This is a genomic window from Phreatobacter sp. (genome assembly GCF_030691135.1).
Lineage (GTDB): Bacteria > Pseudomonadota > Alphaproteobacteria > Rhizobiales > Phreatobacteraceae > Phreatobacter.
In genome coordinates this window covers 49,421-74,920 of sequence record NZ_JAUYFA010000031.1, presented here as the reverse complement: position 1 = coordinate 74,920, position 25,500 = coordinate 49,421, and the positions used below count along the sequence as shown (strand labels likewise).

The 25,500-nt window shown below is 67.5% G+C and carries 22 protein-coding genes and 1 pseudogene; 9 read left to right on the top strand and 14 right to left on the bottom strand.

Annotated features, from left to right (window positions below; all coding sequences use genetic code 11):
• Positions 1-110 precede the first annotated feature (110 nt).
• On the top strand, positions 111-836 hold the full coding sequence (locus Q8O26_RS05015) for a phosphatase PAP2 family protein (RefSeq protein WP_305574103.1): 726 nt from the start codon (positions 111-113) through the stop codon (positions 834-836).
• Between the two features lie 296 nt (positions 837-1,132).
• Here the strand turns inward: Q8O26_RS05015 and Q8O26_RS05010 are convergent, their stop codons facing one another.
• Entirely contained in the window at positions 1,133-1,498 is a 366-nt protein-coding gene (locus tag Q8O26_RS05010; protein WP_305574101.1) for a hypothetical protein, read from the bottom strand.
• A 380-nt stretch (positions 1,499-1,878) separates the two neighbouring features.
• Between Q8O26_RS05010 and Q8O26_RS05005 the strand changes: the two genes are divergently transcribed.
• The 4 genes from Q8O26_RS05005 to Q8O26_RS04990 all read left to right on the top strand — a co-directional run bounded on the left by Q8O26_RS05005 (position 1,879) and on the right by Q8O26_RS04990 (position 5,718).
• The gene (locus Q8O26_RS05005; RefSeq protein ID WP_305574099.1) at positions 1,879-2,121 is read left to right on the top strand and encodes a DUF3297 family protein; all 243 of its coding nucleotides are present in this window, start codon (positions 1,879-1,881) and stop codon (positions 2,119-2,121) included.
• Positions 2,122-2,302: 181 nt separating this feature from the next.
• Positions 2,303-3,649 (top strand): phosphoglucosamine mutase, encoded by a 1,347-nt coding sequence (gene glmM, locus Q8O26_RS05000; protein ID WP_305574097.1) that lies wholly within the window; start codon positions 2,303-2,305, stop codon positions 3,647-3,649.
• 148 nt (positions 3,650-3,797) lie between these two features.
• Positions 3,798-4,685 (top strand): outer membrane protein, encoded by an 888-nt coding sequence (locus Q8O26_RS04995; protein ID WP_305574095.1) that lies wholly within the window; start codon positions 3,798-3,800, stop codon positions 4,683-4,685.
• 187 nt (positions 4,686-4,872) lie between these two features.
• Positions 4,873-5,718: an outer membrane protein gene (locus Q8O26_RS04990; protein WP_305574093.1), complete on the top strand. Its 846-nt coding sequence runs from the start codon at positions 4,873-4,875 to the stop codon at positions 5,716-5,718.
• A 32-nt stretch (positions 5,719-5,750) separates the two neighbouring features.
• On the opposite strand, the gene Q8O26_RS04985 is transcribed toward Q8O26_RS04990, so the two are convergent.
• Together Q8O26_RS04985 and Q8O26_RS04980 are read right to left on the bottom strand one after the other, a co-directional pair.
• Positions 5,751-6,191 carry a VOC family protein gene (locus Q8O26_RS04985; protein ID WP_305574091.1) on the bottom strand — a complete coding sequence of 147 codons (441 nt, stop codon included), beginning with the start codon at positions 6,189-6,191 and terminating at the stop codon, positions 5,751-5,753.
• An 11-nt stretch (positions 6,192-6,202) separates the two neighbouring features.
• A complete protein-coding gene (locus tag Q8O26_RS04980; RefSeq protein ID WP_371134453.1) occupies positions 6,203-7,351 on the bottom strand; it encodes a PA0069 family radical SAM protein in 1,149 nt (382 codons plus the stop codon).
• Positions 7,352-7,622: 271 nt separating this feature from the next.
• Between Q8O26_RS04980 and Q8O26_RS04975 the strand changes: the two genes are divergently transcribed.
• The 3 genes and pseudogenes from Q8O26_RS04975 (at position 7,623) to metH (ending at position 13,374) form a co-directional block, all read left to right on the top strand.
• Positions 7,623-8,606 (top strand): metalloregulator ArsR/SmtB family transcription factor, encoded by a 984-nt coding sequence (locus Q8O26_RS04975; RefSeq protein ID WP_305574087.1) that lies wholly within the window; start codon positions 7,623-7,625, stop codon positions 8,604-8,606.
• Positions 8,606-9,520, top strand: a complete 915-nt coding sequence (gene metF, locus Q8O26_RS04970) for a methylenetetrahydrofolate reductase [NAD(P)H] (protein WP_305574085.1) — start codon at positions 8,606-8,608, stop codon at positions 9,518-9,520. Before Q8O26_RS04975 ends, metF begins: the two co-directional genes overlap by 1 nt.
• A gap of 34 nt (positions 9,521-9,554) precedes the next feature.
• A pseudogene (gene metH, locus Q8O26_RS04965) lies at positions 9,555-13,374 on the top strand (methionine synthase).
• 96 nt (positions 13,375-13,470) lie between these two features.
• Here metH and Q8O26_RS04960 read toward each other — a convergent pair.
• Positions 13,471-15,462 (bottom strand): potassium transporter Kup, encoded by a 1,992-nt coding sequence (locus Q8O26_RS04960; protein ID WP_305574083.1) that lies wholly within the window; start codon positions 15,460-15,462, stop codon positions 13,471-13,473.
• A gap of 235 nt (positions 15,463-15,697) precedes the next feature.
• Entirely contained in the window at positions 15,698-16,651 is a 954-nt protein-coding gene (locus Q8O26_RS04955; RefSeq protein WP_305574081.1) for a DUF2865 domain-containing protein, read from the bottom strand.
• 601 nt (positions 16,652-17,252) lie between these two features.
• Here Q8O26_RS04955 and Q8O26_RS04950 point away from each other — a divergent pair.
• The gene (locus Q8O26_RS04950) at positions 17,253-17,861 is read left to right on the top strand and encodes a TetR/AcrR family transcriptional regulator (RefSeq protein WP_305574080.1); all 609 of its coding nucleotides are present in this window, start codon (positions 17,253-17,255) and stop codon (positions 17,859-17,861) included.
• Between the two features lie 9 nt (positions 17,862-17,870).
• On the opposite strand, the gene Q8O26_RS04945 is transcribed toward Q8O26_RS04950, so the two are convergent.
• The 9 genes from Q8O26_RS04945 to Q8O26_RS04905 form a co-directional block, all read right to left on the bottom strand.
• Positions 17,871-18,428, bottom strand: coding sequence for a hypothetical protein (locus Q8O26_RS04945; RefSeq protein WP_305574078.1), 558 nt, complete (start codon positions 18,426-18,428; stop codon positions 17,871-17,873).
• Positions 18,425-18,661, bottom strand: a complete 237-nt coding sequence (locus Q8O26_RS04940; protein WP_305574076.1) for a DUF2798 domain-containing protein — start codon at positions 18,659-18,661, stop codon at positions 18,425-18,427. Before Q8O26_RS04940 ends, Q8O26_RS04945 begins: the two co-directional genes overlap by 4 nt.
• Before the next feature lie 88 nt (positions 18,662-18,749).
• Positions 18,750-19,112, bottom strand: coding sequence for a hypothetical protein (locus tag Q8O26_RS04935; RefSeq protein ID WP_305574074.1), 363 nt, complete (start codon positions 19,110-19,112; stop codon positions 18,750-18,752).
• Between the two features lie 53 nt (positions 19,113-19,165).
• Positions 19,166-19,903, bottom strand: a complete 738-nt coding sequence (locus Q8O26_RS04930) for an aspartate/glutamate racemase family protein (protein WP_305574072.1) — start codon at positions 19,901-19,903, stop codon at positions 19,166-19,168.
• Positions 19,904-19,950: 47 nt separating this feature from the next.
• On the bottom strand, positions 19,951-20,946 hold the full coding sequence (locus tag Q8O26_RS04925; RefSeq protein WP_305574070.1) for an ABC transporter ATP-binding protein: 996 nt from the start codon (positions 20,944-20,946) through the stop codon (positions 19,951-19,953).
• Between the two features lie 10 nt (positions 20,947-20,956).
• Positions 20,957-21,964 (bottom strand): ABC transporter ATP-binding protein, encoded by a 1,008-nt coding sequence (locus Q8O26_RS04920; RefSeq protein WP_305574068.1) that lies wholly within the window; start codon positions 21,962-21,964, stop codon positions 20,957-20,959.
• Positions 21,961-22,863, bottom strand: a complete 903-nt coding sequence (locus Q8O26_RS04915; protein WP_305574066.1) for an ABC transporter permease — start codon at positions 22,861-22,863, stop codon at positions 21,961-21,963. Before Q8O26_RS04915 ends, Q8O26_RS04920 begins: the two co-directional genes overlap by 4 nt.
• 4 nt (positions 22,864-22,867) lie before the next feature.
• A complete protein-coding gene (locus Q8O26_RS04910; protein ID WP_305574064.1) occupies positions 22,868-23,821 on the bottom strand; it encodes an ABC transporter permease in 954 nt (317 codons plus the stop codon).
• 22 nt (positions 23,822-23,843) lie between these two features.
• Positions 23,844-25,463, bottom strand: coding sequence for an ABC transporter substrate-binding protein (locus Q8O26_RS04905; RefSeq protein WP_305574063.1), 1,620 nt, complete (start codon positions 25,461-25,463; stop codon positions 23,844-23,846).
• Positions 25,464-25,500 lie beyond the last annotated feature (37 nt).

The following is a 25,500-nucleotide window of genomic DNA, read 5'->3' as shown; positions in this document are numbered from 1 at the left end:
CACACTGCAGTCCAACACCCCGGAGGGCCTCTGGTTCCCGCGGCGTCCGCCGATTTGTCAAAAGGGCCGACCTTGACGCTGCGCCGCGCCGCCGCCACGTCACGGCGATGATGAAACTCGCCTCCCGGTTCGGCCCGCGCTTCTTCCGCCTGCTGCGCGAGGAGATCGGCCTCGTCGTCGCGCTGGTGGTGATCGCCGGCGGGATCCTCGCCTTCCTGCGGCTTGCCGATGTCGTGGCCGAGGGCGAGAGCGAGGCCTTCGACCGGGCGTTGCTGCTGCTGTTTCGCGATCCCGCCAATCTCGCCCAGGGACCGGGGCCGGGATGGCTGCCGGGGATCATGCGCGACATCACCGCGCTCGGCGGCCTCGCGGTCCTCACGCTCGTCGTCACGGTGACGGCGGTCTATCTCGTGCTCGTCGGCAAGCGGGCGGCGGCGCTGTTCGTCGTACTGGCCGTGACGGGGGGCACCCTGCTCAGCCACGGGTTGAAGATGCTCTTCGACCGGCCGCGTCCCGACCTCATCCCCAATGCGCCGCTGGAGCTGACCGCCAGCTTCCCCAGCGGCCATGCCATGGTCTCCGCCGTGACCTATCTGACGCTCGGGGTGCTGCTGACGCGCCTCGACGCGCCGCGCCGCATCCACGCCTATTTCCTCGCCGTGGCGGTGGTGATGACGGTGATGATCGGCATCAGCCGGGTCTATCTCGGCGCCCACTGGCCCACTGATGTCCTCGCCGGCTGGTGCCTCGGGGCGGCCTGGGCCCTGTTCTGCTGGCTGGTGGCGCTGTGGCTGCAGCGGCGCGGACAGATGGAGAGGGCGAACGACAGGGCGTGAACGTCCGAGGGCGGTCGGGCGGACGCGCCCACGGTTTTCGGGGGCGATGACGGCGCTCCCGCCTCCATGCGGAGGATCATCCCGCCCTGGCGCGCATCGCCGATTTCGCGGCCGGCTATCTCATGGTGCTGGCAATGATCACTCTGGGCCCAGTCGTCGTCCGGTGCGGGTGCGGCGCGGGCCATACCTACGGCTGCACGCTAGTCCTGCAGGGTCTCGACGGCCTGTGGGCGCCATGAAGAAAGCCCGGCGCGAGGCCGGGCTTCCTGATGTCTTTGGTGATGCGGGAAGAGCCGTTACCAGGCCGGACGCCGGCAGACCCACTCACCCCAACGGTTGACGAAGCACCGGCGCGGCGGACCGCCCCAGCCCGGACCGCCCCAGCCGCGGCGATAGCCACGTCCGGGCCTGAACCCGCCGCCGCGGAACCCGCCGCGGAACCCGCCACCGCCGCCACGGAACCCGCCGCCGCGACCACCGCCGCCGCGACCACCGCCACGTCCACCGCCCTGCATCTCCAGCGTCTCGCCGGCGCCGAGCGCGCCGCGGACGCCGTCAAGCGTGGGTGTCGCTGCAGGCGCCGCTTCCGCCGCCGCCGACCCGACGACAGTCGCCGCAAAGGCGCCGCCGGCGAGGCTCAACAGAAAAAACCGACGATCCATGATGTCACTCTCCTCAATTCATGCCGCCCTGCCCAGATGCTAGCACGTCCCGTCCGCCTGCAAAGCATTATTCCTGCCGGCCTGACCAAGCGTAATGATATCGTCATGTTGCGTTGCAGCATACGAATACTGACGTGCCACAGCAGGCTTTCGTCGATGATGCTCCGGGGCTTCGCATTGTATTTCCGTAGCGCGTAATGTGAGTTGCCGACCTCAGCCTGTCTGTGCGCGCGGATGAGCAGAATGTCGTGTCATGGGTCCCACTGCCGGCGTTTCCTCGCCGCGACCCCGGCCCGATGCCCGGCATCCGCGGCCTTGGCAGGGCGCGGGAGGGCGTCTATGTCGGATGAAAGATCCTGCCAGCCCGCGAGGACCCAGCCTTGACCGATGCGCCGACCCTGCCGGACCGCCTGTCGACCGATCCCAACAGCCCATTCTATGACGAGGCCGTCCTGTCGCGGGAGGTCGGTATCCGCTTCAAGGGTGCAGAGAAGACCAATGTCGAGGAATACTGCGTCTCGGAAGGGTGGATCCGCGTCACCGCCGGTGCGGCCAAGGACCGGTTCGGCAACCCGTTGACCATCAAGCTGACCGGCCCGGTCGAGCCCTATTTCAAGGGCTGACCGCGCCGGGCGACTGTCGACGACGCCGCGCTTACGGCCGGGCAGGGCCTCTGTCACGGTCGCTTACCATATGTGAACCGCGCTCGGGGACATCGGCCGCGCCTGCGCCTATAAGGTGTCCGTCGGCCCGTTTCCGCGAATCGCAGCCCAAGGCCTTCCGAAGCCGCACGAGAGTTCGCCCATGCCCCGCAAGTATTTCGGTACAGACGGCATCCGCGGCCGCGCCAACGCCTTTCCCGTCACGCCCGAATTCGCGATGAAGGTGGGGCAGGCGGCCGGTGTCGCGTTCCAGCGCGGCAGCCATCGCCACCGGGTGATGATCGGCAAGGACACGCGGCTGTCGGGCTACATGATCGAGAACGCGCTGGTCGCCGGCTTCACCTCCGTGGGCATGGACGTGCTGCTGGTCGGCCCGATGCCGACGCCGGCCGTGGCGATGCTGACACGCTCGATGCGGGCCGATCTCGGCGTGATGATCTCCGCCTCCCACAATCCCTTCGACGACAATGGGATCAAGCTCTTCGCGCCCGACGGCTACAAGCTCTCCGACGAGGTCGAGCACGAGATCGAGGCGCTGCTCGACCAGGACCTGTCGCGCCAACTCGCCGCCTCGCGGCTTCTCGGACGCGCCAAGCGCATCGACGACGCCCAGGCGCGCTATATCGAATTCGCCAAGCGGACCCTGCCGCGCAACCTCGACCTCTCGGGTCTGCGCATCGTTATCGATTGCGCCAATGGCGCCGGTTACAAGGTGGCGCCGGCGGCACTCTGGGAACTCGGCGCCGAGGTCGTGACGATCGGCGACAAGCCGGACGGCTTCAATATCAACGACGCCTGCGGCTCCACCCATCCGGAGACGCTGGTGGAGAAGGTGCGCGAGATGCGCGCCGATATCGGCATCGCCCTCGACGGCGACGCCGACCGCGTGCTGATCGTCGACGAGAAGGGCCATATCGTCGACGGCGACCAGTTGATGGCCGTCGTCGCGCAGTCCTGGCTTGAGGACGGGCGCCTCTCCCAGCCCGGGATCGTCGCCACCGTGATGTCCAATCTCGGGCTGGAGCGATTCCTCGGCGGTCTCGGCCTGCAACTCGCCCGCACCCCGGTCGGCGACCGCTATGTGCTGGAGCATATGCGCGAGCATGGCTTCAACGTCGGCGGCGAGCAGTCCGGCCACATCATCCTGTCGGACTATTCGACCACCGGCGACGGCCTCGTCGCGGCTCTGCAGGTGTTGGCCGTCGTGCTCAAGATGGGCCGGCCCGTTTCCGAGGTCTGCCATCGTTTCGAGCCGCTGCCGCAGATCCTGAAGAATGTGCGGTTCAAGGGCGGCAAGCCGCTGGAGGCTACGAGCGTCGTCACCGCCATCGACGATGCCAAGCTGAAGCTCGGCATTCATGGCCGCCTGGTCATCCGCCCCTCGGGCACCGAACCCGTCATCCGCGTCATGGCGGAAGGCGACGACCGGGAACTGGTCGAGACTGTCGTCGACCAGATCGTCGCGGCCGTGGCCAAGGCCGCTGCCTGAGTCACGCGCCGGCGCCGGTTCTGGTGCCTTCATGCGATATTGACCATGTTCGTTAGGGTTAAGCCGCCCTTAAACAATCTCTGCGATTTTTCCGGCGTTGAACCTCCGGCCACCCCGTGAAGGGCGCGGCCCCCGCCAGGACATCGCCATGCGCCGCCACTCCACAGCCGTCCTCGCCGCCGCGGCGGCGCTCATTTCCACCGCCGCCACCGCCGCAGACGTAGCGCCGGTCTTCCGCCAGTCGGTTCCCGTGGTTCAGCCCGCCGAGAGCGGCGGCTGGTATCTGCGCGGCGACATCGGCGTCGCTGCCCATGCGATCGGCAATTTCGCCGTGATGCAGAATGGCACGCAGGTCCGTGCCGGCACCGGCGGCGTCAACGACTATGCCCTGCGCATGAAGTCGCATTCGGAAACCGTGTCGATCGGCGTCGGCGTCGGTTACCAGTTCAACTCCTGGTTCCGCCTCGACGTGACCGGGGAGTTCCGCGGCGGCGGCCAGCTGCGCGGCCTCGACTATGTCAATTTCGACCAGAACGGCGGCACGACCGCGCAGACCAATCTCTATCACGGCAACAGCCGCTCGATGGTCGGTCTCGCCAATTTCTACGTCGATCTCGGCACCTTCTGCCAGATCGGCTGCCTGACGCCCTATCTCGGCGCCGGCTTCGGCTTCGCCCATACGACGGTGAGCGGCTTCACCGATACCTCGACGGGCTTCAACACGGTGACGGGTGCGACCGGCTCGCTCGGCGGCTATGCCAGCTCGGTGTCGCGCACCAGCTTCGCCTGGGCGCTGATGGCCGGCATCGGCTACAAGGTCAACGAACGGCTGACGCTGGAAGTGGGCTACCGCTACCTCTCGCTCGGCGACATGCCGGGCCTTCTGCTGCGTGACCCGGCCACCGGCGCGGCCCGGCCCGGTCGGGAGACCATCCAGGCCAGCCGCCTGACCGCCCACGAGATCAAGATCGGCATGCGCTGGTCGCTCAACTGCGCCTGCGCGGTTCCGGCCGAGCCGATCGTCGCCCGCTACTGATCCCACCTTCGCGATCGTGCGAAGACGGCGCAGGCCTGGCCCGCGCCGTTTTTCGTCGGGCGGGCAGGGCCGCGGCACGGTTAATTTTTAACCTTAAGGCGACCTTAACCCGCATTTCCGACACTGGTCCGGCTTTCCCCCGCGTCTGACTGCCGGGCTTTCCCCGAGCGTTGCAGGAAACGAGTCGATGACAAGTCCGACCATGTGGCTGCGTATCGGAACCCGCCTCTCGGCCGTCGCCGTGGCATGCCTGATGCTCGCCGCCGCACCGGCCCTCGCTGCCGACACGCGCGGCGCCGCGCCCGCCGCTCCGCTGCTGCCGCCGGTCCTCGCGGAGGACTTCTCGTCGGGCTGGTATGTGCGCGGCGACCTCAATGCCAGCCTCTTCCGCCGGCCTGCCGCGCGCTATTTCGACGCCGTCAATGTCGTCCCCGGCGCCTGGGTGGACCTGCGCGACACCCGCGCCGGCACGGGTTTCGGCGGCAGCCTCGGCGCCGGCTTCAAGTACAAGTGGCTGCGGCTCGACACGACGTTCGACATCCGCTCGACGGCGCGCCTCTCCGGCTTCGCCCCACCAGAGGGCAACTGGGCCTATGCGGGGCCGCTGCCGGTGCCTGCCCGCAACGACCGGTTCGGCGTCACCGCCCATTCGGTGCTCGTCAACGCCTATGTCGACCTCGGCGGCTGGGGCGGCGTGACGCCCTATGTCGGTGTCGGCGTCGGCACGGCCCGCCTCGCCGCCTCCGGCTATGTCTCGACGCCGGTACCCGCCGCCGCCCTGCTCGGCGAGACGACGCGCACGCCGAACCTCGTCAACACGGTCAAATGGACCCTCGCCTGGGCGGCCATGGCCGGCGTCACGATCGACCTGTCGCCGCAGACGAAGGTCGATCTCGGCTACCGCTACATGCACATGGGCGCGCTGCGCTTCGCCGACACCGCCGGCGGCGCCTACCGCACCACGGTCGCAGCGCACGAGTTCCGCATCGGCCTGCGCTACATGTTCGGCGACGGGGTGGCCGCCGGGAACTGACGGGGCCGGCGGCCTTTTCACATCGCAGCCTTTTACATCGGGAGCTCGATCGAGCCGTCGTCCCGCATCGGGAAGAACGGGTTCCAGGCGAGTTCGATCGGGTGGCCGTCGGGATCGGCGACGTAACCGGAATAGCCGCCCCAGAAGACCTCCTGCGGCGGCTTCAGCGGCGTCGCCCCGCTCGCCAGGGCATGGGCATAGGCGTCGTCGACCGCCTCGCGGGAGGGCAGGGTGCGCGCCAGGGTGATGCCGCCGAAGGGGGAGCGCGGCGTGACGGGCAACCCCGCGTCATCGGCGAGGGCGCGGCGGTCGAAGAGCGACAGGACGACACCGCCGGCCCGGAAGAAGCTGACCGAGGTCTGGCTCTGCGAGACGGATTTCTCGAAGCCGAGGTCGCTGTAGAAGCGGGTGGCACGGGGCAGATCGTCGACACCGAGCGTGATCAGGGCGATGGCGGCGGAGGCTTTGGTCATGCGGCGTCCCTTCAGAACAGTGACAATTGCTCGGCGGCGGCCGCTCCCTTGCGCGCCGGCGGCGTGAAATGCCCCGTCTCCAGCCGCAGCGACCGCTTGTTGAACCCGATGCGCTCGCGCGCCACCTCGAACCGGCGCCCTATCATCCAGGCGAAGGGGCCTGTGCCCTTCTGCCGGAGATGGAAGGTCGCGTCGTAATCCTTGCCGCCGCGGGTCTGCTGCACCAGCGAGAGCACGTGGCGCGCCGCGTCCGGCCGGTTCGCCACCAGCCATTCGCGGAAGAGGTCGCGGATCTCGTGCGGCAGCCGCAGGAGGACATAGCCCGCCTCGCGCGCGCCCATGTGCCAGGCCGCATCGAGGATCCGCTCGATCTCGGCGTCGTTGACGGCTGGGATGATCGGGGCGACCAGCACCGCCGTGGGGATGCCGGCCTCCGAGAGGAGGCGGATCGCCTCCAGCCGCCTTGCCGGTGTGGCGGCGCGCGGCTCCAGCGCCCGGGCGAGCTTGCCGTCGAGCGTCGTCACGGACAGCGCGACCTTGGCGAGACCCTTGGCCGCCATCCGCGCGAGAATGTCGATGTCGCGGGTGACGAGGTGGCTCTTGGTGACGATCCCCACGGGGTGGTTCGCCGCCTCCATCACTTCGAGGATGCGCCGCGTCAGCATCCACTGCTTCTCGACGGGCTGGTAGGGGTCAGTGTTGGTACCGAGCGCGATGGTACGCGGCTGATAGCCGGGTGCCGCCAGCTCCTTCTCGAGGAGTTCCGCCGCATTTGGCTTGGCGAACAGCCGCGTCTCGAAATCGAGGCCGGGAGACAGGCCCATATAGGCATGGGTCGGGCGGGCGAAGCAGTAGGTGCAGCCGTGCTCGCAGCCCCGATAGGGGTTGATCGAGCGGTCGAAGGACAGATCGGGCGAATCGTTGCGGGTGATGATCCGCTTGGCCTTTTCCTCGGTCACCGTGGTTGCGAGGGCCGGCAGTTCTTCGAGAGAGCCCCAGCCGTCGTCGACGGCTTCCCGGCGCTCGGTCTCGAACCGCCCGGAGGCGTTGGTCAGCGTGCCGCGCCCGCGGCGCCGGGCCTCGCCGACCGCCGGGCCAGCGGCCGTGTCGAGGGCACCGGCCGTGGTCAGACCGAAAATCCGGGCCGCCGCAGCCTCCATTCCACCGTCGTTCAGGCGGGTCGCGAGATCGTCGGGAACCGGAGAGGGACGGGGACGGGCCATGACGTCAGGGGTAGCAGAGAGGCGGGGGGCGCTCAAGAACAAAAAAGGAACATTGTTTTGACGAGCGCCGCCTCGGCGGCTCCGAATGCCCCTTGCCACGGCGGGTAAACGGGCATAAAGATATCTTTATATGTGAGTGAGGCCTGTGACCCTTTCTTTCGGCAAACCCCTACGCGCCCCTGCGGCCGCCTACGCGTTCGACGACGCCGTGGCGGTCCTGCGCGCCGTAGGCGAGCCGACCCGGCTGCGCCTGCTCGCGCTGCTGGCCGAGGCCGAGCTGACGGTCACCGACATGGTCGACATTCTCGGCCAGTCGCAGCCGCGCATCTCCCGCCATCTCAAGCTCCTCCTGGAAGCAGCGCTCGTCGAGCGGGTCAAGGAGGGGTCCTGGGCCTTTTTCCGCGCTGCCGGCGAGGGCGCAGGCGCCCGCACCGTCGTGGCGCTGGCAGCTCTCGTCGATCCCGGCGACGCCATTCTCGCCAGCGACCGCGAGCGGCTCGCCGAGGTGCGCGCCAAGCGTTCGGCCGAGGCGCAGGCCTTCTTCAGCCGCCATGCCGCGGATTGGGGCCGGCTGCGGGCGCTGCATGTTCCCGAGGAGCGTGTCGAGAAGGCCGTGCGCGACGCGCTGTCCGGCACGAAGCTGCGCTCGCTTCTCGATCTCGGCACGGGCACCGGACGGATGCTGGAACTCTTCGCGCCCGATATCGATCGCGGCCTCGGCATCGACGCCAGCCCGGAAATGCTGACGCTGGCGCGTGCCGCCCTCGACCGCGCCGGGATCCGCCACTGCTCGGTGCGCACCGGCGACATCTATTCACTCGCCCTGCCGCGTGACGCCTATGACGGCGTCATCATCCACCAGGTGCTGCACTTCCTCGACGACGGTGCCCGGGCCATCCGCGAGGCGGCCCGCGTACTGCGTCCCGGTGGACGACTCGTCGTGGTCGATTTCGCCCCGCACGTGCATGAGTTCCTGCGTGAGGTCCAGGCGCACCGTCGCCTCGGCTTCGCGCGTGACGTGATCGAAGGCTGGATGTCCGCGGCCGGCCTGACGCCGGTCCGCTTCCACAGTCTCGCGCCCGACATCTCCGGCGGTGACAAGCTCACCGTCTCCATCTGGGTCGGTCGCGACCCACGCATCGTCAACGACGCCCCGGCCTTGCCGGCGGCTCCTGCCATCGAGGTCGCCTGATGTCCTCCGCCTACAAGCCCAGCCGCTATGTCTCGCGTTCCCGCCTGAAGGTCTCCTTCGAGTTCTTCCCGCCGAAGACGGAAGAGATGGAAACGACGCTGTGGGAATCGGTCGAGCGGCTTGCGCCGCTGGAGCCCTCCTTCGTCTCGGTCACCTATGGCGCCGGCGGTTCGACCCGCGAGCGGACCCACGCCACCGTGTCGCGCATCATCAAGAACACCTCGCTCAGCCCGGCGGCGCATCTGACCTGCGTCGCCGCGACCAAGCCGGAGGTCGACGAGGTGATCCGCGATTACTGGTCGGCCGGCGTGCGCCACATCGTGGCCTTGCGCGGCGACCCCGTCGGCGGCGTCGGCACGAAATACGAGAGCCATCCCGGTGGCTATGAGGGTTCGCCCGAGCTCGTCGCCGGCATCAAGGCGATCGGCGATTTCGAGGTCTCGGTCTCGGCCTATCCCGAGCGGCACCCGGAGAGCCCCTCGCTCGACACCGACATCGAGATGCTGAAGCGCAAGGTCGATGCCGGCGCGACGCGGGCCATCACCCAGTTCTTCTTCGACAACGACGTCTACCTGCGCTATCTCGACCGCGTCCGCGCCGCCGGGATCACCATCCCGATCGTGCCGGGCATCGTGCCGGTGCAGAATTTCAAGCAGACGGCGGGTTTCGCCGCGCGGACGGGTGCGAGCGTGCCCGACTGGCTGGCGCGGCGCTTCGACGGGCTGGAGAACGACCCGGCGACGCGCAAGCTGATCGCAGCGGCGGTCGCCGCCGAGCAGGCGCTGGACCTGGTGGATCGCGGTGTCACCGAGTTCCACTTCTACACGATGAACCGCGCCGATCTCGTCTATGCGGTCTGCCACCTGCTGGGCATGCGTCCCAAGGAAGCCGCGCCGAGCGCGGTGGCGGCGTGATCCTGACAGCTTTCCTCCGGAAGGAGCTTGCCCGATGACCCAGTTTCCCCACCTCCACGCCGACGGCGCCGAGGTTCTCGCTGCCCTGACCAAGGCCGCCGCCGCGCGCATCCTGATCCTCGACGGTGCCATGGGCACCATGATCCAGCGCTACAAGTTCTCGGAGGCCGATTTCCGCGGCGAGCGCTTCGCCCACTGGAACCATGACCTGAAGGGCAACAACGACCTTCTGATCCTGACCCGTCCCGACGTGGTCGAGGCGATCCATCTCGAGTATTTCGAGGCGGGGTCGGACATGGTCGAGACCAATACCTTCTCCTCCACCTCCATCGCCCAGGCCGATTACGGCATGGAGGCGCTGGCCTACGAGCTCAACTACGAGGGGGCGCGGCTGGCCAAGAACGCCGCCAAGCGTGCCGAGGCGAAGGACGGCCGTCGCCGTTTCGTCGCCGGTGCCTTCGGCCCGACCAACCGCACCGCCTCGATCTCGCCGGACGTCAACAATCCGGGCTACCGCGCCACCACCTTCGACCAGTTGCGCGAGGCCTATGCCGACGAGGCGCGCGGCCTGATCGACGGCGGCTCAGACATCATGCTGGTCGAGACGATCTTCGACACGCTCAACGCCAAGGCGGCGCTGATGGCGATCGAGGAGGTCTTCGAGGAGAAGGGTCTGCGGCTGCCGCTGATGATCTCCGGCACGATCACCGACCTTTCCGGACGCACCCTGTCGGGCCAGACGCCGGAAGCCTTCTGGTACTCGCTGCGGCACGCCTCGCCCTTCTCGATCGGGCTCAACTGCGCGCTCGGTGCCAAGGAGATGCGCGGCCATATCCAGTCGCTCGCCAAGGTGGCCGACACGCTGGTCTGCGCCTATCCCAATGCCGGCCTGCCCAATGAGTTCGGCCTCTACGACGAGAGCCCGGAAGCCATGGCGGCCATGGTCGGCGAGTTCGCCACCGCCGGGCTCGTCAACATCGTCGGCGGCTGCTGCGGTTCGACGCCCGACCATATCGCCGCCATCGCGAAAGCGGTAAAGGGCGTGAAGCCCCGCGCCATCCCGGCCATCGAGACGAAGCTGCGTCTCTCCGGCCTTGAGGCCTTCGAGTTCGCAGCCTGACGCGCCGCGTCCGTCCTTCTCTTTTCGTGAGTGTCCGATGACCACCCCCGTCGCATCCTTCATCAATATCGGCGAGCGAACGAACGTCACCGGCTCGGCGAAGTTCAGGAAGCTCATCACCAACGGCGACTACTCGGCTGCGCTCGACGTGGCGCGCGAGCAGGTGGAGAGCGGCGCGCAGATCCTCGACGTCAACATGGACGAGGGCCTGCTCGATTCCGAACATGCCATGGTCACCTTCCTCAACCTGATGGCGGCCGAGCCGGACATTGCCCGCGTGCCGGTGATGGTCGACAGCTCCAAGTGGGAGGTGATCGAGGCCGGGCTGAAATGCGTGCAGGGCAAGCCCATCGTCAACTCGATCTCCATGAAGGAGGGCGAGGAGAAATTCATCGAGCAGGCGAGGAAGGTGCGCCGCTACGGTGCCGCGGTCGTCGTCATGGCCTTCGACGAGGTCGGCCAGGCCGACACGTTCCAGCGCAAGATCGAGATCTGCGAGCGCGCCTACCGCATCCTCGTCGACCAGGTCGGCTTCCCACCCGAGGACATCATCTTCGACCCCAACGTCTTCGCGGTGGCCACGGGCATCGAGGAGCACAACAATTACGGTGTCGACTTCATCGAGGCGACGAAGTGGATCCGGCAGAACCTGCCGCATGCCCATGTCTCCGGCGGCGTGTCGAACCTGTCCTTCGCCTTCCGCGGCAACGAGCCGGTGCGCGCTGCCATGCACTCGGTCTTCCTGTTCCACGCCATCAAGGTCGGCATGGATATGGGCATCGTCAATGCCGGCGCGCTGCCGGTCTATGACGAGATCGATCCGGAGTTGCGCGAGCTCTGCGAGGACGTGATCCTCAACCGCCGCGCCGATTCCACCGAGCGGATGGTGGATGCCGCGGCACGGTTCAAGGGTGACGGCGTCGCCCAGCAGGACAACAAGAAGGACATGTCCTGGCGCGAGAAGGCGGTCGGCGAACGCCTGACCCATTCTCTTGTCCATGGCATCACCGAATTCATCGAGCAGGATACCGAGGAGGCCCGCCAGCAGGCGGTGCGGCCGCTGCATGTCATCGAAGGCCCGCTGATGGCCGGCATGAACCATGTCGGCGACCTGTTCGGCGCCGGCAAGATGTTCCTGCCGCAGGTGGTGAAGTCGGCCCGCGTCATGAAGCAGGCCGTGGCCTATCTGCAGCCCTATCTTGAGCAGGAAAAGCGCGAGATGGGGCTGGTCGACAAGCCCGCCGCCGGCAAGATCCTGATGGCGACGGTCAAAGGCGACGTCCACGACATCGGCAAGAACATCGTCGGCGTCGTCCTCCAGTGCAACAACTACGAGGTCATCGATCTCGGCGTCATGGTCTCGGCGCAGCGCATCCTCGACGAGGCGCGCAAGCACGATGTGGACATCATCGGCCTCTCCGGGTTGATCACGCCGTCGCTCGACGAGATGGTGCATGTCGCCGCCGAGATGGAGCGGGAGGGCTTTTCCGTGCCGCTGATGATCGGCGGGGCCACTACTTCGCGCGTCCATACGGCGGTGAAGATCCATCCGAACTACAGCCGCGGCCAGACCGTCTATGTGCTGGACGCCTCGCGCGCCGTCGGCGTCGCCTCGGCGCTCCTGTCGGAAGAACAGCGCGGTCCCTATATCGCCGACATCAAGACCGAATATGCCAAGATCGCCGAGGCCCACCTGCGCGGCGAGCAGGCCAAGCTGCGCATGCCGCTGGCGGATGCCCGGGCGAACCGTCTGAAGCTCGACTGGGAAGGCTACGAGCCGCCGAAGCCGAGCTTCACCGGCACGCGCGTCTACGAGGATTTCGATCTCGCCGACCTCGTCAGCGTCATCGACTGGACGCCGTTCTTCCAGACATGGGAGCTTAAGGGGCGCTATCCCGCCATTCTCGACGACGAAAAGTACGGCGAAGCCGCGCGCAACCTGTTCAAGGACGCGCAGGTGATGCTGCAGAGGATGGTCGGCGAGAAGTGGCTGACCGCCAAGGCGGTGGTCGGCCTGTGGCCGGCCAATACGATCGGCGACGACATCGCGCTCTACGGTGACGAGGCCCGGACCGAGGAGATCGGCCGACTGCATACCCTGCGTCAGCAGATCTCCCGCCGCGAGGGCCGCGAGCGCGCCCATATCGCGCTGGCGGACTATGTCGCCCCGGCCGGGACCAGGCCCGACTGGATCGGCTGCTTCGTGGTCACCACCGGCATCGGCGAGGAAGTGCTGGCCAAGCGCTTCGAGGACGCCAAGGACGACTATTCCTCGATCCTCGCCAAGGCGCTGGCCGACCGCCTCGCCGAGGCCTTCGCCGAGCGCATGCACCAAATCGTCCGCAAGGAGCTGTGGGGCTATGCGGCGGACGAGAGCGCCTCGGCCGAGGAGCTGATCCTCGAGCAATATCGCGGCATCCGCCCGGCGCCGGGCTATCCGGCCCAGCCCGACCATACCGAGAAGGACACGCTGTTCCGCCTGCTCGACGTCGAGCGGTCCATCGGCGTGACGCTGACCGAGAGCCGCGCCATGTGGCCGGGCTCGTCGGTCTCGGGCCTCTATCTCGCCCATCCCGACAGCGCCTATTTCGGCGTCGGCAAGGTCGAACGCGACCAGGTCGAGGACTATGCGCGGCGCAAGGGCTGGACGGTGGAGGAGGCCGAGCGCTGGCTCGCCCCGGTGCTGAACTATGATCCGGCCATCCTCAGGAGCATGAGCCAGGCGGCGGAGTGAGGGGGCGGCCCACGGGCCCTATCCACCTCGTCCCCGCAGGGCGCGGCGCGCCATGGCGCGCCGTCCCGGACAGCTGTTATTCGCCATGGCCCGAGGTCAGATCGTGACCTGCGTCCCGACCTCGACCACCCGTCCCGTCGGCAGGTGGAAATAGTCCGACGCCGAATTGGCGTTCACCGCCATGCCGATGAATATGTAGTCCTGCCAGAGCGGCATGCCGAGCTTGCCGGATGCCTTCAGGTGCCGCCGCGACAGGAAGAACGAGGTCGACATCATGTCGAACTTCAAACCGTATTTCTTGCACGCGATGAGAGCCCTGGGGACGTGCGGCGTCTCCATGTAGCCGAAGCGCACCGTCAGCCGCGAGAACCGCTCGTTGATCTTCTCGTAGGAGATGCGCTCGGCATCCGGCAGGCGCGGAACATCGACCGTCTTCACGGCGAGGAAGACATTGTGCTCATGGAGCACCTTGTTGTGTTTCAGGTTATGCAGCAGCGAGGCCGGCGCATAGGCTTGGTCGGAGGTCAGGAACACCGCCGTGCCGGCGACCTGATGCGGGGGGCGCTTGTCGAAGCTCTTGAGGAGGTCGACCAGCGGCACCTCGATGCGGCGGGTCTTGTCGGCGAGGATCGCCGTGCCTTTCCGCCACGTCAGCATGAGGAACATGATCACGGCGCCGATCACGAGCGGCACCCAACCGCCATCCACCAGCTTCAGCATGTTGGCGCCGAAGAAGATCAGGTGGATGACGATGAGCGGAACCATCACGACGAGCGCGAGCAGCATGTTCCACTTCCACAGCCGGCGGACGACGAACCAGGCGAGCAGGGCGGTGATGAACATGGTGGCGGTGACGGCGATGCCGTAGGCGGAGGCGAGGCTCGACGAGGACTTGAACAGCAGCACCAGCGTCAGGACGCCGATCAGCAGGCCCCAGTTGATGGCAGGCATGTAGATCTGCCCGGCCTGTTCCTCGGATGTGTGGCGGATGGCCATGCGCGGCAGGAGGCCGAGCTGGATCGCCTGTCGCGACAGCGAGAAGGCGCCTGTGATGACCGCCTGGCTGGCGATGATGGTCGCCATGGTCGCCAGGATCACCATCGGCAGCAGAGCCCAGGACGGCGCCAGTAGATAGAAGGGATTGGTCAGCTTGGAAGGGTCGGCGAGCACCATGGCGCCCTGGCCGAGATAGTTCAGCGTCAGGGCCGGGAAGACGAGGCCGAACCAGGCCCACTGGATCGGCTTGCGGCCGAAATGGCCGAGGTCGGTGTAGAGCGCTTCGCCGCCCGTGACGGCGAGGAAGACGGCGCCGAGCGCGAGGAGGCCGATCGTGCCGTTGTTGGCGAGGAAGACCAGACCGTAATAGGGATTGAAGGCATGGAAGACGCCGAGATCGTCGGCAATGTGGATGGCTCCCGTGACGGCCATGGCGAGGAACCAGACGATGCAGATCGGCCCGAAATAACGCGCGACGCTGGCCGTGCCGTGGCTCTGCACGGCAAAGAGCCCGATGATCACGATGACCGTCAGCGGCAGGATGTAGGGCTCGAAGACCGGTGTCACCAGCTTGAGACCCTCGAGCGCCGACAGAACCGAGATCGCCGGCGTGATCGCCGCGTCGCCGTAGAACATGGCCGCTCCGGCCATGCCGAGAAGGGCGATCATGTAGCTGGGCTTGCCCATGGCGCGCTGGGCGAGGGCGACCAACGTCAGGATGCCGCCTTCGCCCTTGTCGTCGGCGCGCAGCAGCAGCAGGACGTATTTGCCGGTGATGATGAGAATCAGCGACCAGAGAATCAGCGAGAGCACGCCAAGGACGATCTCGCGACTCGGAGTTCCCGCCGCGCCATGGCCTGTGGCCGCCACGACGGCCTCGCGGAACGCATAAAGCGGGCTCGTGCCGATATCTCCGTAGACCACACCGATGGAGCCGACGAGCAGGCCCCAGAAGCTCGCCTGGGAATTGCCTTGGCCATGACCGTGATCGCCGTTCGCGGCAGGCGTCCGCGTTTCCGTGCGATTGTCATGTCCCGGGCCACCATCGGCCACGGCCGGATGCGGGGAACCGGCCGCCGTATCTTCTGCCATCGGATCGCAACCTTCGGGACGGTCTGTTGGGAGTTCCTGAGAGCGCGCGCTTCCCGCAACGGAGGCTGAGCCTTCTCTCTGCCGACATAAATCAGGACGGTACACCGGCCTTGTCATTCGTTGGAAGCGACCGATCACCGCGGACCATCTCGTCGATGTCGCAGGAAACGGAGGGCTTCCGAGCGCAGCTTCTACTCTTCCCCCATTGCCGGATCAATGGGGACCCGGCGGGTCCTCAGCGCATCAGAGTTTCGCGGTTCTGGGTGATATCGATGACGCGAACGACGGGCGACTCGGCGTTCACCGGGATCGAGACCGCCACGGGCGCGGCGACGTCCCGCGTCTGGCCGGCGGCCGCTGCCCGCGTGGCCCGCGGCAGGCGCCCGACCGGGGCCGCGGCGCCACTGTCGCCGGCCTGGATGCCGGCCTGGATCTCCTCGACCCGGCGGCGGACGTCGGCGGGCAAACGACCATAGGACCGCGCCGCCACGAAATCCTGCGGCTGATAGGGGAACCGCGTGGCACCGCGAAAGACCTGGACACCGGTTTCGGTCACGACGACATCGCCGGCGCGCAGGGTGACATCGTGGGTGATGGGGAGGCGGGCGAGGCCATTGGCGGCCGCGCCCTGGCATGAACAGGTTCGCTCCAGCCCCTGGCGGAAGCGGAAGGCGGTGCGCAAGGCCGCGTAGGTCTGGCCGCGGGCATTGACTGCATCCTCGATGCTGCCTTGGCGGCTGACCGAATAGAGCGCCACTTCGGCCCCTGGACACATGGAGGCGCAGCTCTGCTGCTGCGCCTGTTGCGCTCCGCCGGTCGTCGCCGGGCCCATGGGGAAAAAGAAACCGTCGCAGGTGCGCACGCAATAGGCGCGGGGGCCGCCGACATTCTCGCCGGAGGTCGAGCGGCTCTGCTCGCCGTTGCCGCGGGGCGAACCGCGGATGTCGTCGCCGGGACGGACGGTGATTTCCGGCACGTCGCGCCGACGTGCGCCGCCGAACAGTGAAAAGAAACCGAGGCCGCGGCCGGAGGCCTCCGGGGCGGCCGCGCGCCGGCCGTTTTCGCCGCGGGCTATGGCATAGAACTCGTCCCGGTCCTGGGCGAGAGACGGCGCGGGGGGCAGCAGCATGACGAGGGCCGCGACCACGGTAGCCGTCATCATCGGGAGGGGCAGCGCGTGAGAGGTCATCGGTCCACCCTCGATGAGCGACGCAGTACGAGCACGGGCATGACTTCGTGCCTCGCCGCCCCGGCGCAGAGCCCGGGCTGACGATCAGAGTGGATAGACCCTAGCGACAGGATGTTGCGCGAAAATGTCACGGCTGCGGGGCTGCCGTGACACATGTCGCGCAGAGGTCCGGCGCAGCGATGGGCACAAGGCCGTGCCGCGCCGGTCGGGGCAGGTGTCGTCAGAATGCGCCGAAGAGAATGGCCCCAACAAAGGCGAATGCGGCGCACGCGTAAACAATGTTGACGTGACGCACGAGTTCCACGGCTGATCTCCCATGAAGAAACCGGGTTCCCAAAGTTATGCCGGCTCAGCGCGGAACGCCAAGCGAAATCTGGCGATATCCCCTGGTCGTGGCATATCGCTCGCAGCACGGCCGGGATCCTGATTGACACGATTGCGGAAACTCCGGCGATCAACGCGGCTGATTGGGTGAGGGTTCCTGACCCTTCGATGCGGAGGGCCGGCGGGCGGGTGCCGCTTCGTCCGGGAATCGGACCCAGGTCCGCAGCGGCCGAAGCCCTTGACGGGTGGCGGCGCAGATGTCAGGCCACTTCACATCATGGTACGCCTCCCCGATTCAGAGCTGTCCGAGCGCCGTGGCTATCACCATGGCAACCTCCGCGAGGCGCTGCTGGAGGCGGCACGCCGGCTGATCGCCGAGCGTGGGCCGGCAGGGTTCACCCTGTCTGACGCGGCGAAACTGGCGGGGGTCTCGCCGGCCGCGCCCTACCGCCATTTCAAGGATCGCGAGGCCCTGCTGAAGGAGATCGCCGTCGCCGGCTTCGAAGCCCTGGGCCGGCGGCTCCGCGCAGCGGCCGAGGCCGGCGGTCCCGACGGTTTTGTCGCCATGGGGCGGGCCTATCTCGCCTTTGCGCGCGAGGAACCGGCCTATTACGCCGCCATGTTCAATACCGGCCATCCCGGCGGCGGCGGGTCGGCGGATGACCCGGGATTTGCCGCGCTCCAGCAGGCTGTCGGACGGTCCATCGGCAGTTCCGATCCCCGGCGGGTCAAGGTTGCGGCGACGCTGGTCTTCGCTCTGACCCATGGCCTCGCTTCCTTGTCGGCGCCAGGGTCGATCGCCGTGCCGGGCGGGCTCGAGAGCCCCGAAGAACTGCTCGATGTCGGGGTCAACGCCTTGCTGGCAGGGTTCGCCCGAACGCCCTGATCGCCCGGCTCAGGCGACTGCCCGCATGAGACCGAGAATGAGGCTGACGGCGCCGCTGGCGACGGCTGTGCCGAATTTCATCGCCGATGCCCAGGGCAGGATGACGGCGACGTCGCCGATGCCGGAATAGGCGACGGCGAGCAGGACATTCTCGGTCAGGTCGATCGCCGCATAGGCGATAGGCAGGGCCAGAAGCAGGCGATGCGTGCGATCGTTGACCGGCACGCCGCGGGTGACCAACCCCGCGGCCAGCAGAAGGCTGGTGGTGACGGCGGCGATCAGCGGCAGGTCGACGAGCACTCCGGCCAGACCCCGCCCGCGCAGCGACCAGACGGCGTCGAGATAATCCCGGAACGCGGCGGCACTGTAGCCGCCATGCTGTGTGTCCGGCCGGAGCGGCCGCAGGCAGGAAAGCCCGTCGCAGGGGGCGGCGCGCAGGGCCGCCTCGATGGGGGCATGGACGAGGATACCGGCGAGGTAGCAGGCCAGGACCGCCGCCAGCGCTGCTGCGAGGCGGGCAGGGGTGGCACGGCTGGCGAGAGCCTCTGCGGCACCGAGCAACGTCACAGGCCCTTCGCCTCCATCCAGGCGACGATCCGCCCGGTCAGCTTCCGCGCGATCGGGATGGCGATATAGGCCGAGAAGGCGGCTGCCGGCCAGGCGATGACGAAGGCGGTCAGCCAGCGGCGGAGATAGTCGGGCGGGAAGCCGAGATTGAGCCAGGTGATGAGCGCGGTCATTAGGAACGCCATGACGGCGGCCATCAGGATCGGCTGGATGATGGCGGCTTTCGGGGGCATGGCAGGCTCCGGAGATTGGCCCGGATCACTGCCGATCGCCGTACCTTCTGGCAAGGGCACCCGGCCGGTGACGTGACCTGCAGGTGGTTCAGTCGGAATCGCGCTCGTTGAGGCGCCGCATCAACTTGCGGTTCTGCAGTTCGAGCGCTTTCAGCTTGTCCGACAGCGAATCGGTGCCCGATGGCTTCTCTGCCACGAAGGCCACGCCGATATCGGGCGGGCGGCGCCAGGTGACGGAACAATCGAAGGTCTCGCCCTTCTGGGGGATCTTCAACTGGAAGTGATCGGGCAGATCACCGACGCCGCCGCAGTCGAGCCGTGCGCCGCGGTGCGTGAAGTTGCGGACGGTGCATTCGGTCGAGCGCAGGCCACCGGGGAACAGGACCGTTCCCTTCCAGAAGGTGCGCGATCGCGGGATCGCGCGGCGCTCGGTGACTGCGGTGGTCGACACGGCTTGCAACCCGTTTCTGACGGAAGCGTCGACGCCAGACTATTGCACAGCCCTTAACCGTCCGTTGAGACGGCCGCCGACGCGAACTGCCCGCGATAGGCCTTCGGCCGCGGCGGTGCATAGCCGCCGGCCTTGGAGGTCTTCAGGCCGAGGGCATGCAGGCTCTCGGCGAGCTTCACCGCCGCCGCGACGCCGTCGATGACCGGCAGGCCGTGCTCGGCCGACAGCGCTGCCGCAAGGTCCGCCATGCCGGCGCAGCCCAGCACGATCGCCTCGGCGCGGTCCTCGATCTTCGCCCGCGCGATCTCCTCCGAGATGCGCGCACGGGCGTCGGAGGCGGGATTTTCGAGCTCCAGCACCGGCACCTCGCAGGAGCGCACCCGCGCGCAGCGGTGGGCGAAGCCGTATTTATGGACATTGTGCTCCAGCGCCGGGACCGAGACGGCCAGTGTCGTTACGACCGTGAATTTCGTGGCGAGCAGTGTCGCCACATGCATGGCGGCTTCGCCGATGCCCACCACCGGCACCGCCATCAGGGATCGGGCGGCATCGAGGCCGGTATCGTCGAAACAGGCGATGACGAAGCCGTCCGAGCCGGGCCGCGCGCGCATTTCCGCCAGCATTCCCGGAATGGAATAGACCTCGTCGTAATAGCCCTCGATGGAGGCCGGGCCGCTGTCGGGGTTGACCGCCTCGATGGTCGTGCCGGGGGCGGCGACGGCGCGCGCCGCCTCGCCGATGGCGTGGGTCATCGAGGCGGTGGTGTTGGGATTGACGATGGTCAGATGCATGGCGACGACGGGGTCCGGTTCGGCGAGGGTTCGACCAGCCTAGCCGATCATGCCGCCGCCGGCGCGGTCGCGTCCGTCCGGAAACAGCGGGCCTCGTGGCCCCCACCGACGGCGACGGGCTCGGGAGTCGTCTCCGAACAGGCGGGCAGCGCCAGCTTGCAGCGCGGCGCAAAGGAGCAGCCTGGCGGCAGGTTGGCGAGGTCGGGCGGCGAGCCGGGAATGGCGTCGAGCCGGGTGCCCTTGGTCATGGCGTCGTGGGCGCGGCTCTTCAGGAGGCCGATCGTGTAGGGATGGCGGGGGTTGCGCAGGATGCTGCGGATCGGCCCGGTCTCGACGATCCGCCCGCCATACATGACCGCGACCCGGTCGGCGACCTCGACGGCGACGCCGATGTCGTGGGTGACGAAGATGACGGCGATGCCGAACTCGCGCTGCAACTCGCGGATCAGCAGCAGGATCTGGATCTGGACGGTGGCGTCGAGGGCGGTGGTCGGCTCGTCGGCGAGCAGGACCTTCGGGTTGCAGGCGAGCGCCAGGGCGATCATCGCACGCTGGCGCATGCCTCCCGACATCTCGTGGGGGTAGTTGTCAAGGCGGCGCTCGGGTGAGGGAATACGCACCCGCTCGAAGAGGTCGAGCGCCCGCTTCTTCGCGTCGCCATAGGCGCCACCGTCGTGCTTGACGATGGTCTCGGCGATCTGGTGCCCGAGCGTATAGACCGGGTCGAGGGCCAGCGCCGGCTCCTGGAAGATCATCGAGACGTCGCGGCCGCGGAAGGCCTGCAGGTCCCTCGGGCCGAGCGCCAGCACGTCCTTGCCGCCGACGGTGATGGAGCCTTCGACCCTGGTGCGCTTCTCCGGGTTGAGGCGGAGCATGGCGCGCAGTGTCACCGACTTGCCGGACCCGGATTCGCCGAGGATGGCGAGGGTCTCGCCGCGGTCGAGGGCGAGATCGACGCCGTTGATGGCGCAGATCGGCTTGGGGCCGCCGGTGAAGGTGACCTTGAGGTTGCGGATATCAACGAGGGGCGGGGTAGTCAGCATCTCTGGTTCCTCACGCCGCCGCCGCGGCAGCAGGCGCCATCGTATGGCCGGAACCGGGCTCGGAGCGCAGGCAGGCGACATCGTGCAGCGTCGCCGCGCGGGTCAGCACCGGATCGCGCTGGGAACAGACGCCCTCGGCGAAGGTGCAGCGGGTGTGGAAACGGCAGCCTGGCGGCGGGTCGATCGGGTTCGGAGGATCGCCGAAGAGCGGCGCCTTCTCGGTGCGGTTGTCGGGGTCCATGGTGGGCATGGAGCGGGTGAGGGCGCCGGAATAGGGATGGAACGGGTCCTCGAAGATCGCTTCCGACGGGCCGATCTCGGCGACCTTGCCGAGATACATGACCATGACGCGGTCCGACATGTAGCGGACGACGTGGAGGTCGTGGGAAATGAAGACATAGGTGAGCTTGAACTCCTCCTTGAGGTCGAGGAGAAGGTTCAGGACCTGTGCCTCCACCGACTTGTCGAGGGCGGAGACGGCCTCGTCGAGGATGACGACCTTGGGCTGCAGCGCCAGCGCCCGGGCGATGTTGATGCGCTGCCGCTGGCCGCCCGACAGCTCGTGGGGGTAGCGACCGGCGAAGCGTGAGGGTTCGAGGCCGACCTTGGCGAGCAGGTCGCGGGCACGCTCGATGGCCTCGCGCTGCGGCACGCCGTGGACCTGCGGCCCGAAGGCGATGGAACTTTCGATGGTCAGGCGCGGATTGAGCGAGGCGTAGCTGTCCTGGAAGACCATCTGGACCTGGCGGCGGTACTCGGTCAGCGACAGGTCGGGCGAGCCGACCTTGGCGCCGTCGAAGAGGATCTCGCCCTGCGTCGGGTCCATCAGGTGCATCAGCAGGCGGGCGGTGGTCGACTTGCCGCAGCCGGATTCGCCGACGATGCCGAGCGTCTCGCCGTCGATCACGTCGAAATCGATGCCATCGACGGCCCGCACCACCTTCTTCGGGCCGAACAGGCCACCGGCGATGGGGAAGTGCTTGACCAGGCCGCGGACGGTGAGCAGGGGCAGGCTCATACCTTGACATCCATGGCGTTGCGCAGGCCGTCGGCCAGGACGTTGAAGGAGATCGAGGTGATGAAGATCATCACGCCGGGAAGGGCTGCGACCAGCGGCTGGTTGTAGATCGCGGTGCGCAGGGTGTTGAGCATCAGGCCCCATTCGGGCTCGGGCGGACGGACGCCGAGGCCGAGGAAGGACAGGCCAGAGGCGAGGATCATCGAGACCGAGATGAGGCCCGTCGCATAGACGAAAATGGGTCCGAGCACGTTGCCGAGCACATGGACGCGGATGATGGTCAGGGCATTGGCGCCGGAGGCGCGGGCGGCCTCGACATAGTCGCGGTTGCGCACCTGCGTCGTCACGGCCTCGGCGACGCGGGCAATCGGCGGGATGAAGACGATGGTGAGCGAGACGAGGGCGTTCTGGATGCCGGCGCCGAGTGCACCGGACAGCGCCACCGCCAGCAGCACCGAGGGGAAGGCGTAGAACACGTCGATGGTGCGCATCATCACGGTGTTGGTCTTGCCGCCGACATAGCCGGCGACGATGCCGATGAGGCTGCCGACGCCGAAGGCCATGAGCACGGGGGTGACCCCCATCATCAGCGAATAGCGGGCGCCGTAGATCAGGCGCGAGAGCATGTCGCGGCCGAGCTCGTCGGTGCCGAGCGGGAAGCCTTCCGTGCCCACCGGCCTGAGACGGCGTATGGTGCGCCCCGCATAGGGGTCCATCGGGGCGATCAGCGGCGCGAAGACGGCCATGAGGACGAGGAGCAGCACGAGGATGCCGGCGGCGATCGCCAGCTTGTCCTTGTTGAAGCGCTTGCCGACGCCGGACCAGTAACCAGGCGACCTTTCGATCGGCGCGACGGTCTTGGCGGGGTCCTGGGGCAGGAGCGAGGCGACGGAGGTCATCGGGTCAGCTCCTCTGGATGCGCGGATCGATGGCCGTCTGGATGACGTCCACGATGAGGTTGAGGAGGACGAAGAAGAGCGCCAGGACGAGGATCGTCCCCTGCAGGAGGGGGAGGTCGCGCTGGAAGATAGCGGCGTTGAGGAGGAACCCGGTGCCGGGCCAGGAGAAGACCGTCTCGATGAGGATCGAGCCGCCGAGGAGGTAGCCGAGCTGCAGGCCCATGACCGCGAGGGCCGTGGGAGCGGCGTTCTTCACGACATGGCCGAAGATGCCGAGTTCCGAGAGGCCCTTGGCCCGCAGCGCCGGCACGAAGTCCTGGCTGAGGATGTCGGCGACCAGCGCGCGGATGGTACGCGCCACGATGCCCATGGGAATGACGCTCATGGTGACGGCGGGCAGGATCAGGTGCCGGAAATGCGCCCAGTCCGGCTGCCAGTCGGCAGAACCGCCGGGGCCGGCGCCGGTCGGCGGCAGCCAGTTGAGCTGCACGGAGAAGATGATGACCAGCACCATGCCGAGCCAGTAATGCGGCACCGAAACGCCGATCACCGAGAGGATGGAGGCGATCTTGTCGATGGGGCTGTTGCGGAAATAGCCGGCGACGAAGCCGAAGAGCAGCCCGAAGAAGAAGCCGATCAGGGTGGCGACGAAGGACAGGAGCAGGGTGTTCTTCACCGCACGGAACACCTCGCTGGACACGGAGCGGCCGGTGGCGATCGAGGTTCCCAGGTCGCCCTGCAGGGCGCGCACGCACCACAGGAAGAACTGCTCGTAATAGGGCCGGTCAAAACCATAGGCCCGCATCATCTGCTGCTTCAGCTCTTCCGAGGCGTCCGGGGGAAGGACAGATACCAGCGGGTCGCCCGGAGCGATGTGGACGAGGCCGAAACAGACGACCGACACGCCGATGACGATCGGGATCGTGTAGACGAGGCGTTTGCCGAGATAGACTAGCATGCGGAGCGTCCTGCGAGCCGCGTCATCCGACGGTGACCGGGCTGATGTCCTGGTACCAGTTCTGTGCCTGGACGAAGCCCCTCACCCGCGGCGACATGGCGCGCGGCGCGACGTCGTGGGCGACGAACAGGAACAGCGCCTCGTCGACGAATTTCTCATGGGCGCGCTGGATCGCGACAAGCTGCTCCGCCGGATCGAAGGACGAGCGGATCCTGGCCAGTCGCGCATCCATGTCCGGATCGACATAGTAGCCCCAGTTGGTGCCGGCAGGAGGCAGGAGCCCGCCGTCGAGATGGCGGATGAGGGCGGTGAAAGGGTCCTGGCTGAAATAGGACGAATTGGTCGAATGGGCGCCGCGCGAGGAGGGGTGCTTCGCCCCGGCACGCCAGGAGCTGACCAGCGCATTCCAGTCCATCACCTCGAACTCGACCTTGATGCCGATCTCGCCGAGATTTTGCTGGATGAGTTCATTCATCACCAGCGGCTGCATCTGGCCCGATCCGGAGGGCGAGATGATCGCCTTGACGGTCAGCGGTCGCGCCGGGCTGTAGCCCGCTTCAGCCATCAGCTTGAGGGCCGCGGGAACATCGGTCTTGACGTCGAAGGAGGGTTTTCCGAACCACGGACTGGAGGGCGGCACCATGCCCTTGGCGGGCAGCATCATGCCGCCGAGCAGTTCCACCATGCCGGCCCTGTCGACGGCGAGGTTGGCTGCCTTGCGGATGCGGATGTCGTTCCAGGGCGAGCCCTCGACCCGCGAGAAATGCCAGGTCCAGTTGTGCGGATAGACGTTGGAGGTGATCTGCATGCCGCGGGCCCGCAACTGCTGCAGCGCGTCGGTGGCGGGCGCCTCGATCCAGTCGACCTGCCCGGAGAGGAGTGCGGCAGTGCGCGCATTCGGCTCCGGCATCGGCACCAGCACGACACGGTCGAGCTTCGGCCGGCGGGCGGGGTTCCAATAGGCGGCGTTCGGAATCAGCTCGAGCCGCTCGCGGGGCGTGTAGCGATCGACTTTCCAGGGTCCCGTTCCCGAAGGACTGCGGATGAAGCTGTCCCAGCTTCTCCCGACCTTCTCCCACTGTGCCGGCGACGACATCAGAATCCAGGAGATCTCGTAGGGAAACAGGGCGTTCGGCGTGTTGGAGACGAATTCGACGGTCATCGGGTCGAGCGCACGATAGCTCTTCACCGAGGGGATGCGGGTGCGGCCCTGACCCGCCTGACGCGGGTCGTGCTGGGGTGAATCGGCCTTGAGGATCTTGTCGAAGTTCCAGACGACGGCGGCGGCGTCGAAGGCGGAACCGTCATGGAAGGTGACGCCGGGGCGCAGGACGAAGGTCCAGCGCGTCGGATCGGCCGGATCGACGCGCCATGACGTCGCGAGGCCGGGGATGAGACCACCGGGCGTGTCGACCTTGGTGAGGTCCCAGAGGATGAGGGAATCGAAGACGTTGAAGCCGACGAAGCGCATGCCCTCGGCGCCCTGGTCGGTCTGGCCGTTCGGCAGCGGAATGTCCGAGGCGGTCATGGCAATGCGCAGGACGCCCGAGCCCTGGGCGCTGACCTGCGACAGGTCGAGGAAGGACACCGTGGTTGCAGCAAGACCACCGACGAGAACCTGTCGCCTGTCGAATGAACGCATCTCAGCCTCATAGGATATCGGAGGGAGGAACCGGGCG